We start from the raw sequence: 10,860 nt of genomic DNA, 5'->3' as shown, positions 1-10,860 counted from the left end.
CCCGGCCGGTACGGCGGAGGGACTTCCGCTCCGCTTCTTCTCGGGACATGGCGACCTGACCGGTGCTGCGGCGCCCGAAGTGGTGCTGACGCGCGGTACGGCGCGTCTCGACCTGCACATCCGTGTGGTGGGAACGGCCTCTGTCGAGCGGCTTACGCTCGACGGTGCGGCTCTGCACACGCCGCTTTTCGGTGACGAGGCGTTTGCGCCGACCCAGCGGGGCGAGGTGTCGTTCCTGCTCGACACTCCCTGCACGGAGGATACGCCCGATGTGGCCCGGATCTATGAACAGAGCGGCGAAGGGGCGATCCTGCGGGCCGAGGCGGTTGTCAATGGCAAACGGTGCGAAATCGAGGCGGAACTCCCCGGGCGGATCCTCCGCAACCGGATTTACGTGGTGACGCTGCTCAAGGGCGTGGCCGACCAGGAGGTCCGGCTGACGGTCGAACCCTGGGAGGAGGGTGGCGAGGTCGGGCTGCACCCCGACTTCGACGGGCGGATCCGCGTGGATGCCGCGGCCTCGGAACTGCCGGCAGGGGTCTCGGTCTCCGAAGCGGGCGACCGGGTGACGCTGCCCTGCGGGCGGACCGATCTGTTGCTGGCGCTTGACTGCGGCGACGAACTCGAGCTGCTTCCCGTGGCGGGTTATCCGCTGACGGTCGAGCATGAAGCCGATGCGGCGCAGGGGGTGGCGGGCCTCAACCGCTTCAGGATCCGCAAGTCGCTCTACGCTCCGGGGATGGAGGCCGACGAGGTGGTGCTGCAGTTCCGCCGCAAGGGCCTCTCGGAGTCCTATCCCGAGGACCGGATCGTGCTGCATCTTGAGTCCAATCCGGTCCGGCTCGAGGGTGCCATCTCGTTCGGTGCCGAAAGCTATGCATTCGACTTCGGCCGTTATGTGGACAACGAACTGGGCCGCTTCACGCTGCCCGAGGGAAGATGCCTTCAGGTGGAGTTCGGCGAGGACGAGGACCCGTGGGTGAAACTCCTGCCGGCCGACGACGATCCGCAGGTGGTGCGCGTGTTGGGCGGCTGGCGCCCGAACGATCCCCGGGCCGACGGCCGCCTGCAGGCGGCAACGCTGGTTGTTACTGACCGGACGGATGCTTCGGTTCGTGAGGAGTACCGCATTTCGCGCCGCAACTACGGACTGCCCGTCACGTGGTTCCACGGGGTGTGGTGGTGCAAGTACAATGCGCGGGGCAATTCGCGGCAGTTCGAGGATCAGATCCTCTCGTCGGCCGATCCGGCCGTCGAAGCGGGGCAGAGCCTCTTCGACTACCTGCGCGACTGCTCGCCCGAAGAGTTCCGCGACCTGTGGGGCTGGGCCTATCAGGGCGACAGCGGCATCGGCATGCAGGTGGTCGATGACGGGGAAAAGTTGGTGATGGAGGGCTTCTCCGCCTCCGCCTCCGTCCATATCAACAAACTTCCGGCCGACGCCCTCTCTCCCGACGGCTACGAACTTCCGACGATGGAGGAGTTCAACCGCATGTTCGATGCGACGGATTATGTCTGGATGATGTGGTCCGGGTCGCATACGCTCCGCTCTCCCTGGGAGGGTCATTCGCTCGTGCAGCGCGAGCAGCGGCGGCGCAACGATGTTGCGGTGGGCAGCGTGCAGATGGCCGACGTGTTGTATGCGCGGATGTGGAGCCCGGATTTCCCCGACTGTGAACCGGTCGTGTGGTACGGGCCCGGCGCGCAGTGGAACGCCGACGGAATCCAGCATTCGGGCCATTACAACAACATCCTCTTTGCGGTCTGCTCGCCCGAAGGGACGGGGTGGTACTTCTCCGGAGCGATGAATGCGCTTTACCTCCAGAAGAACGGGGCGGGGACGAAGGATACGCGGATCCTGCGCTTCAAGAAATCCCCGGTCGAATACATCTACGGGGTGTGAATGCCGGACCCGGACATCGGAAGACGTCCGGGTCCGCCTCTTTTGTCAGGCGTTGAGTAGCCAGATCGCCAGATTCAGGTAGGTGGCCACGGCCAGCCAGGCGAGGTAGGGGGCGAAGAGCCAGGCTGCAGGACGGCAGGAGCGGGCGGCCCGACAGGTGAAAAGAATCACCGCGGCGTCGAGCAGCAGCAGTCCGACAAGTCCTGCCGGCGGACAGCGCAGCGTGAAGAAGAGAATGCTCCACAGGAAGTTGAGCGCCAGCTGGACGGCCCACGGGAGGATCAGTTCGCGGCGCTGCCGGTCGAGCGCCACGCCGAGCGCGATACCCATGCAGAGATAGATGATGCTCCAAGCGATGGGAAAGGCGACGGCGGGGGGCGTCAGCGGGGGTTTGACCAGTGCAGGGTACCATTCGGCGATGGCACGCGCCTGGAAGAGGCTGGCCGAGAAGCCGACGGCGAAGCAGAGCAGGACGGGGCCCAGGTAGCGGAACAGGCGTTTCATCGTGTGTGTCGTTTTGATCCAGGACAGGCAAATTTCGGGCAAAAAGCCTCTTCCGCCGCATCTTTTCGGGCGGGATTTCACTATTTTTGCAGATGTCCGGCCGAATGTCGGACAACATGCCATGAAAAACAACCTGCTTACCGAACAGTTGGCCTACAACGGCGACAGTAGGACCAAGACGCACATCCACCTGATCCGCTATTCGGCGGGAACGTTCGAGGAGACGCTGCTCGATGCCTTTACGCCCGAGTCCGTTGCGGTCGGGGCGGACGAGAAGATCTGGCTGCGCATCCACGGACTCAAGGATGCCGCCTGCATCGAGGCGGTCTGCACCCACTTCGGGGCCGATTTCCTGACCATCCAGGACATCCTGAACGCCGACCACCCGAGCAAGGTCGAGGAGCACGACGGGTTCAATTTCATGGTCGGCCGGATTTTCCAGTCGGACAGTGCCGTGCAGGTGCGGCTCATGCAGGGCGAGCATTTCGTGCTGAGTTTTGTCGAGGGCGATTCGGGCTTCTTCGACGATGTGGCCCGGGCGCTGCGCGACAACGTGCTGCGCATCCGCATGCGTACGGCCGACTACCTCTTCCTGGTGCTGATGAACGGCGTGATCTCGAACTATGTTTCGCTGGCCATGTCCATCGGCGACGAACTCGACGATCTCGAGTCGGAGCTGCTGGCCGCCCGCAACGAACGCGACATCGGCATCCAGCTCCAGATGCAGCGCCGCCGCTACATGGAGCTCAAGCGTACGGTCATGCCGCTGCGCGAACAGTTCCAGCGGCTGTTGCGCTCCGATTCGGGGCTTGTCCGCAAGGCGAGCCACCCCTTCTTCAACGACGTCAGCGACCACCTGCAGAACGCCGTGCAGCTGGTCGAGGGGTGCCGTGAGACCCTCTCGTCGCTCATGGACCTCTACATCTCGAACAACGACCTGCGCATGAACGACATCATGAAGCGGCTGACGATCGTCTCGACGATCTTCATCCCGCTGACCTTCCTCGTCGGGGTGTGGGGCATGAACTTCGAGCGGATGCCCGAACTGCACTGGCGCTACGGCTATGCCGCGGCGTGGGGCGTGATGCTTGTGGTCGGCGTGGCGGCCTACTTCATCTTCCGCGCCAAGCGGTGGCGTTAGCCCTTCGTCCGTTTCGCTCCCGGCCCGGGTCAGAAGGGGTAGCCGATGGCCAGGTGGAAGCCGAGTCCATCCTTGAAACTTGAAAGGTTGTAGTATCCCCTGCGGTCGGGGTTCGGGTAGGGGGTGTGGAGCCCGATGCCCAGGTCGGCGCGGAGGACCAGGTAGCTGATGTCGTAGCGGAGGCCGAATCCGGTTCCCAGAGCAATCTCGTTGAAAAATCCCTTCCACTTGAGTTCGGCCCCGGGTCGTTCCGGGTCTGCCCGGAGCAGCCAGACATTTCCGGCGTCGAGGAATAGGGCGCCGTTGAGCCTCCCCAGGATGCCGAAGCGCAGCTCGACGTTGGCCTCGAGCTTGAAATCGCCCGTCTGGTCGAGGTATCCGTTGCGGTCGTCGGTCGGGGGACGGTAGCTGCCCGGTCCGATCGAGCGCACGGTGAAGGCCCGGATGCTGTTGGCTCCGCCGATGTAGAACTGTTCGCTGTAGGGCATCACCTCGGAGTTGCCGTAGGCATAGCCCACGCCGATGAGGAGCCGGGTGGCCAGCCACGTGTTGCCCTGCCCGAGCCGGTGGTAGAAGCGCAGGTCGCTCACCTCCTTGAGAAATTGCGAGTAGCGGTTGCCGAAGAGCTCCTGCGGGTGGTGTTCGCCGCACAGGGCGAGAATTCCCGAGAGCAGGTTGCCGGCCGACGTGAGGCTGTTCTGCCAGAAGAGCCGGCGGTTGCCCGTCTGCCCGTAGAGTCGGTCGAAGGTGTAGGTGTAGCCGAGCGAGGGGATGAACTGGTCGCGGAAACTCATGGAGATCGTCGGGTTGGCGTCCAGCGTTTGGTCGAAGGATTCCGTCGTGTGGAGCAGCTTGTTGTAGGTCAGCTTCAGCAGCGTCAGCGCGTGGTGGCTGTAGGCCGAGGTGCGGAAGGTGTAGCCGGCCGATCCGCCGAAGGAGATCATCCGGAAGTAGTCGGGGCGGTTCATCAGGTCGAGCCCCAGCTGGAACGAGGTGCGCCCCTCCGTATGCGTGGCCCGCGCATGTCGCCTTGCCGCTCCCGGCCACAGGAGCCGCGGCAGGTCGAGCGTGGCGTTGAGTCCCAGTTCGTAGGAGTTGAGCCGCGAGTCGCGTCCGCCCGACTGCTTGTTTCCCGTCTGCCATTCGTAGGACCCGTTGAGTTTCAGGGCCAGCACCTCGCCGCCGCGGAAGAGGTTGTTGTGGCTCACCTTGAAGGCGATGCCGGGCCCGAGGAAGCTGTTCGACTTGGAGACGACGTCGGTCTCGAGATCGGCGGCGATCGGCAGGTCGAGGCGGGCGTCGATCTCTATGTCGAGCGAGTCGCTGCCCGCGAGCGAATCGGCCGGCGGCACGTTGAGCGTCACCGAGCGGAACACGCCGAGTTTGTTCAGCTCCGTGAGGGTGCGGTTCTGCGCATCGACCGTGAAGGGCTGCCCGGGTTCGAGCGACAGGGCGCGTGCGAGCAGGCGCGGGCGGATCTTCATCGGGCGCTGCGTGATGACCGTGGCGCGCTGCAGGCGGAGCGTGTCCGTCGGGCCCGGCGAGACGTTTGTCAGCCGTACCGTCACGCTCCCCGTGCGGTAGGGGCGCAGCACCTCGGGCGGGGTGGAAGACTTCAGCTGCAGGCGGATGTCGGCCCGGCGTCCGCCCACGGTCGTGTCGGCCAGGAACTCGAGGTATTGCGGCCGGAAATAGTAGTAGCCCCGGTTGCGGAGGATGCCGGCGATGCGGTTGCGCTCCCCGGTGAGCGAGTCGAGGTTGTACTGTGCTCCGGTGCGGAGCGGGGAGGTGGCCCGCAGGCTGTCGATCAGCGGGGCGAGGCTCCCCGTAGCGGGCGGGTATTCGATCGTGCCGTAGCGGTAGGGAGGGGCGATGCGCAGCGTGTAGTCCACTTTGGCCTTGAGCCCCCGCTTGCGGTAACGGAGCTCGTTCGAGACTTCGGAGCCGAAGTAGCCGTGGTTGGCGAGCGCCTGTTCGGCGACCTGGGTGCGCAGGTCGGGGCGGACCTTCGAGATGAGTACGGGCTCCTTGGCCAGCCGCTTGTAGAACCAGTATTTGAAGCCCCGCTCCCTGGGTGTGTAGAGGTAGTTGTAGGCCCACAGCCCGATGGGCAGCGGGGTGCGCACGAAGGGGCTGTAGAGCGGGTTGTTCGGGGCGACCGAGAGGGGCTGCCGGGCTGCCGAGGCTGCGGCATCGGTGAGCGTGACCCCCGAGTCGGGCTCGATGCGGATCTTCCGGACCCCGGTGTAGAGTACCTCGCCTTCGCCGAGCCGCCGGGTCGTGGAGCAGGCCGCGCAGAGGAGGAGTGCGCAGAGCACGAGCGTGCGGCGTATGTCAGTGCGTGTCGGATTCATGGCGGTTGCGTTTTTTCCCGGTACGGTCGGCCGACCGGAAGAGGTCGAGCAGGCGGGCCATCTTCTTGCGGATGATGAAGCCCACGCCGGTCTCGGTGATCTCGCCTTCGAGGATACTCTCGTAGCCCGTGTGGCGGAACAGGCGGAGGAACATGTTCCCGCGCCGGGTGAGGACGTACTCCAGCGAGATGTCGTCGATCATGTTCTCCTTGAGGTTCTCGGTCGGGTCGGTGTCGGTGCTGAACTTGCCGCCGATGATCACCCGGAACCGGTTGCCGAAGAGGTTCTTCGAAAGGCGGTACGAGTAGTCGGTGCGGGCGCCGTTCGGGTCGGTCTCGTCGTAGGAGTCGATGCCGAAACTCAGGTCCACGCCCTTGAGCGAGTTTTGCGCCCACTGGTTCAGCTCCTTCTGTACGAAGGCGTTGAGCGGGTTCTCCGCATTGGCCTTGGCTGTGGTGCCGGGGCCGGTGTAGGTGTTGTAGATCAGCAGGTTCATGGCCTGTTGGGCGCGTTGCTCGTCGGTGAGCGACTGCAGCTGGTTCTGCATCGTGAGGTCCTCGGGCGCCGAGAGCCCGAACGAAACCGCCAGGTCCTCGAGCGAGTTGCGGACCTGTACCGAGATGTCGAAATTCACCGGCCGCGACTCTCCGCCGTCGGTCGATACGCTGGCCCGCACGGTCTCCGTGGCCGTGATGTCGAAGTGCGGGTCGGCGGGGTTGCCCGTCCATTCGACATAGCTGCCCGGGCGGATGGCGAAGACCTTCTGTGCGATGACGGGCGGGTTGTAGCGCACGCTTCCTCCCGTGAGCTGGTAGCGTCCCGAAAGGGCCATGTCGCCCAGCGGGTTCATCGAGAAGGTGAGGTCGCCGCCGCCGCGGAGGTCGATGCGGTTGTTGCCGTCCGGGGAGAGGTCCACACCGGCCTTCACCTCGTCGTTGATGTCGATCTCCAGCTGCAGGTCCATGCCTCCGATCCGCACGGGTGCGGCCTCGGTTTCGGGAGCGGGCTCCTGCGTTTCGTCCCGGAACGAGACGAACGTCACGACATCCTGCGACTCGTTGCGGATTTCGGTCGGGGAGTCCTGCATCACGTAGGTGAGCTCCGTGCCGCGGAGCAGCGCAAGCCTGCCGCGCACGGTGAGTGCGTCGAGCGGGCCGCGCACCGAGGCGTTCAGGTCAAGGTATCCGGTGCCGTAGACTGCCGTGCGCTGTTTGCGGGCCACGTCGAGGAACTGGAAGTCGGAGGCGCGCAGCTGCAGGTCGGCGGTCGTGCGGGCGAGGTCCGTGAGGTCCACCGTCCCGTCGATCGTGAATGGCCGGCCGTTGGGCGCCAGGAGGGTGAAGCGTTCGAAGGCGACGCGCCGTCCGTCGAGGCGGACCGTGTCGCCGGCCAGGCGGAAGGTGGTGCCGATCATCGGAACGCGGAACTGTGCCTGCGCGAAGGAGATGCCGCCGTCGAAGCGCGGGGCTTCGGGCTCTCCGTACATCCGGATGCGGCCGTGGAGCGTGCCCGCAAGGCGGAGCAGGTCGGCCGGCAGGAGGGGGTCGAGGCGCTGCAGCGGCAGTCCCGGGATCGTGCATTCGGCCTCGAGCGCCCCGGATTCGGACATCCGGCCGCGAGCGCCCCCCGGCCGCCGTAGCGGGCGCGGGCCGTCAGGAGCGTGTCGGCGTCGAGTGTCAGGAGGGCGTCGGCCTGCCGGATGCTTCCCTGGGCATAGGAGGCGCCGATCCCGACATTGCCGAAGCGGGCTCCGTCGTAGGTTACCCCGGCAGCCGTCACCGAGCCCTGTACCGAGAGGCTGTCGGACGACAGTCCGAGCTCCACGCGGGTTGCGAGCGTGCCGCCTACGGGCGGAGCTTCGGAGAGCAGCTGCAGCGTGCGGGCGATGTCGATTCCCGCGATGTCGAGCCGCACGCCGTCGGTGAATCCCGGGGCCGGCACGGTGTGCAGGGCGAGCCGCTGGTCGCCGCGTGTGAGCTCCAGGTCGGCCGTGACCCGGCGTCCGCGGCCATAGGCGATGCGGTTGTCCGCATTGACGTGCCATGTCCCGAGGTCGGGAAGGATGCGTCCCTCGATCAGGCTGTCGCTCCAGACGACGGCGAACCCCAGGCGGGTCGGCTGTTCGTTGGGGGCCTGCCGGCGCAGGAAGGCCCGGAGTTCCCGCCCTTCGATCCTGCCCGAGAGGGAGGTGTGTGCCAGCGAGTCGCTCCGCGGCGGGGGGTTGGCGATGTGCAGCTCGTAGTCCAGGGCATGTCCGTCGCCGGCGAGTTCGGCCGAGAGCGTGTCGAGGCGGACGCCTCCGGCCGTCAGCCCCTCGATCCGCATCCGGAGTGCTGCGGGGAGCGAGTCGCGGTTGCCGCCCCGGATCTCCAGCGCCTCGAACGATGCGCCTTTCGTGCGGAGGAAGTTGTTCAGTATGTTCTCCCGGCCGGCTGCGGCGAGCAGGCGGAACCTGGGCAGCAGGGGCTGCAGCGACCGCATGTCGATCCCCTCGGTGCGGAGACCGCAGCGCAGCGTGTCGGCACTGCGGGCGAGGGCTGCGGTCAGCGAGTCGAGCGGCGAGGGGCTGTCGAAGACCATCGAGAGGTCGCCCGAGCGGATGCCGCTGCGGGTACCCGCCGGCCCCGTCGCGAAGGTCAGTTGCGTGGGGCGGATGTCGCTCTCGCCGGCCGGGCCGTGGAGGCGGATGCTGTCGAACGAGATACGGGCCGATAGCCCGTCGGCTTCGGAGTGTGCGGCCGAGGCGTCGAGGCGGAACCTGCCGCCGATCGAGTCGGGTGTCAGTCCGAGCGCCGCGAGGTCGAACGACGCGACGTCGCCCGCGATGCGGAGCCGCTGTCCGGCCTGGGAGAGCGCTCCGTCGAGCCGCCATGCAAGCCGGAGTGCTTTGTTGTGCGAGGCGAGAAGCCCTGCGAGGCGGCACTCCTCCAGCCGGGCCTCGAGCGAGATGCCTCCGAGGTTGCGCCCGCGGTACTCCGCCCGGGCGAGGTCGCTCCGAAGGGTGGCTCGCATCGTTTCGTCCAGCGGGTCGAACCCCCGGCCGCCGGCCTCGATGTTCAGGTCAAGTCGGCCGAGCGAGTCGGCCGGCAGGAAGCGGCCGAGCGGGAAACTGTCGCAGCGCAGCACGGCCTCATACTCCTTGCGTGCGGCGTCGAACGTTCCCGAGAGGGAGAGCCGTCCCGTGCCTACCCCGAGTGCCGTCGAGGCGGTGATCCGCCCCTGTTGCCAGCGGCCGTCGCCCCGGAGCGTGATGCGCCCGGGGATGGCGATCCGGCGCTGCAGTGCCGTGTCGGGAAGCAGCGCACGGAGGAAGTCCATCTGCCGGAGCGTACCGTCGAGCCGCACCGCGAGCTCCGCGCGGCCCGGGTCGAGCAGCTGTTTGGCGGCTCCGTCGGCCTGCAGGTCGAGGTGCCCGGGCGAGGTGACGCCCAGATGCAGGCGGCGGATGTCGGCAAGGGTCCCGGCGAGTTGCAGCGATGCGCCGATCCGCTTGTCGCGCAGCACGGCGCGGTCGAGGCCGGGAACAAACCGTGCGGCGTCACGCATCCCGACATCGGCCGTCAGGTCGGCCGTCAGCGGGGCGTCCGGGGCCAGGGCGAGGATGCCCGCCCCGGCTTTCACATCGGCCCGGAGGCTCGACTGCGTGGTGGCGATCTTCAGGCCGGTGAGCTCCGCGCCGTCGGGGGAGAGGGCGAGCGATCCGCACAACTTCTCGACGGTGAATCCCGACCGTTCGGCGAAACGCATGCTGCGGATCTGTACGGCCAGTTGCGCCCCGTACGAACGGAGCGAGTCGATTTCGGTGTCGAAACCCGTAACGGCGATGGCCGCAGGGTCGAATCCCGCTGTGGGGCGGTGGTCCGCAATGGCATATTGTGCGCGGTTGTCGTGCAGTTCGATCCGGTCGATGCGGATCTCCCACGGTCCGGCAGCCGGAGCGTCGGCGGCCTCCGGGGCGGCTCCGGCCGTGCGGCGGGCCTCCGGCGACGGACCTTCGGCCGCAGGGCCCGTTTCGTGTTGTGCGTCGTGCCCGGCCGCAGGCATGAGGCAGGCGTAGGATCCTCCGTCGAGACGAACCGAGCGGACCGAAACGGCTAAGTTTCCGAGGTCGATGCGGGCAGCCTCGGCCCTGCCGTCGTCGAGGCGTATGTCGAGCAGCAAGGGACCCGGCTCGTTCCGCAGGCGGAAGGCGGCGTCGGCGAGGCGGAGGCTGCCGATGTCGATCCGCCACGGCGCTGCGGCCGTATCCGTAGGGGGCTCCTCCCGTTTCGGGGCGGGGCGCATCGTGAGCGCGGCATCGCCCCCGGCCAGACGCGCCGATCCGACGGAGATCGCCCTCGTGCGGAGGTCGATCATCCCGTCGAGCGAGAACGAGCCGATTGCCGCCCGGAGGCTCGTGCCTGCGAGCGAGTCGCCGTAGTCGATGCGTGTGTCGTCGAGCTGGAGGCGGCGGATGTCAATCCGGCGGCGCAGCAGCGGTCCCGGACTGACGTCGAGGGCCAGACGTCCGCACGAGAGCAGCGTGTCGCCCCGCTCCACGAGCCGGGTTTCGGTGACGGTGAGGCGGAGCGGAAAGGCCAGGCGGATGCGGCCGATCGAGAGCTCCATGCCCAGGGTGCGGGCGGCCTGTCGCTCGGCCTCCCGGCGGATGAGCTCCTGAATGCCCGGGATGTAGCACAGTGCGGGGAGGAGCAACAGCAGAAGAAGCACGGCAAGCAGGGCCCGGCGCGTGTATTTGAGGATCTTTTTCAGCATGTGGATGCGGTCCGGGTCCGCCTCTCCGTGCGGTCTGCCCACCGGGCGGCGCCGTACGGGTTCTGCCGCGGACGGCGGAATCCGATCGAAAGGTACAAAAAATCTTCCAAATCCGGAGCATCGCTCCGCCCGGCGGGGCGTGCGGTCCGCCGGCGCGATAAACGCGATGGATCGGTACGGCGGGGCGGCTGCCCCGGCGGGCG

General features: G+C 67.1%; 6 protein-coding genes. 2 read left to right on the top strand and 4 right to left on the bottom strand.

The genetic code is table 11. From position 1 onward, the window contains the following. Positions 1 to 1,903: hypothetical protein (locus QZL63_RS04375; protein ID WP_290585999.1), on the top strand; the 1,903-nt coding region annotated here is incomplete at its 5' end. A gap of 45 nt (positions 1,904 to 1,948) precedes the next feature. Here the strand turns inward: QZL63_RS04375 and QZL63_RS04370 are convergent. Continuing rightward, a complete protein-coding gene (locus QZL63_RS04370) occupies positions 1,949 to 2,407 on the bottom strand; it encodes a TspO/MBR family protein (protein ID WP_022308110.1) in 459 nt (152 codons plus the stop codon). Positions 2,408 to 2,528: 121 nt separating this feature from the next. On the opposite strand from QZL63_RS04370, the gene corA reads away from it, so the two are divergent. Continuing rightward, positions 2,529 to 3,548, top strand: a complete 1,020-nt coding sequence (corA, locus tag QZL63_RS04365; RefSeq protein WP_022308109.1) for a magnesium/cobalt transporter CorA — start codon at positions 2,529 to 2,531, stop codon at positions 3,546 to 3,548. A 29-nt stretch (positions 3,549 to 3,577) separates the two neighbouring features. On the opposite strand, the gene tamL is transcribed toward corA, so the two are convergent. The 3 genes from tamL to QZL63_RS04350 are packed head-to-tail and all read right to left on the bottom strand — an operon-like array spanning position 3,578 to position 10,657. Further along, positions 3,578 to 5,902: a translocation and assembly module lipoprotein TamL gene (tamL, locus tag QZL63_RS04360; protein ID WP_022308108.1), complete on the bottom strand. Its 2,325-nt coding sequence runs from the start codon at positions 5,900 to 5,902 to the stop codon at positions 3,578 to 3,580. Continuing rightward, complete coding sequence (locus tag QZL63_RS04355; RefSeq protein WP_022308107.1) at positions 5,883 to 7,316, bottom strand: translocation/assembly module TamB domain-containing protein; 1,434 nt, start codon at positions 7,314 to 7,316, stop codon at positions 5,883 to 5,885. Before QZL63_RS04355 ends, tamL begins: the two co-directional genes overlap by 20 nt. Beyond that, positions 7,313 to 10,657, bottom strand: coding sequence for a hypothetical protein (locus QZL63_RS04350; protein ID WP_022308106.1), 3,345 nt, complete (start codon positions 10,655 to 10,657; stop codon positions 7,313 to 7,315). The genes QZL63_RS04355 and QZL63_RS04350 overlap by 4 nt, the downstream gene beginning before the upstream one ends. Positions 10,658 to 10,860: the final 203 nt, after the last annotated feature.

The sequence above is a fragment of the Alistipes sp. CAG:268 genome (assembly GCA_000434235.1).
GTDB lineage: Bacteria > Bacteroidota > Bacteroidia > Bacteroidales > Rikenellaceae > Alistipes > Alistipes avistercoris.
The sequence above is the reverse complement of the archived record's forward strand: the minus strand, read 5'-3'. Positions and strand labels throughout refer to the sequence as shown.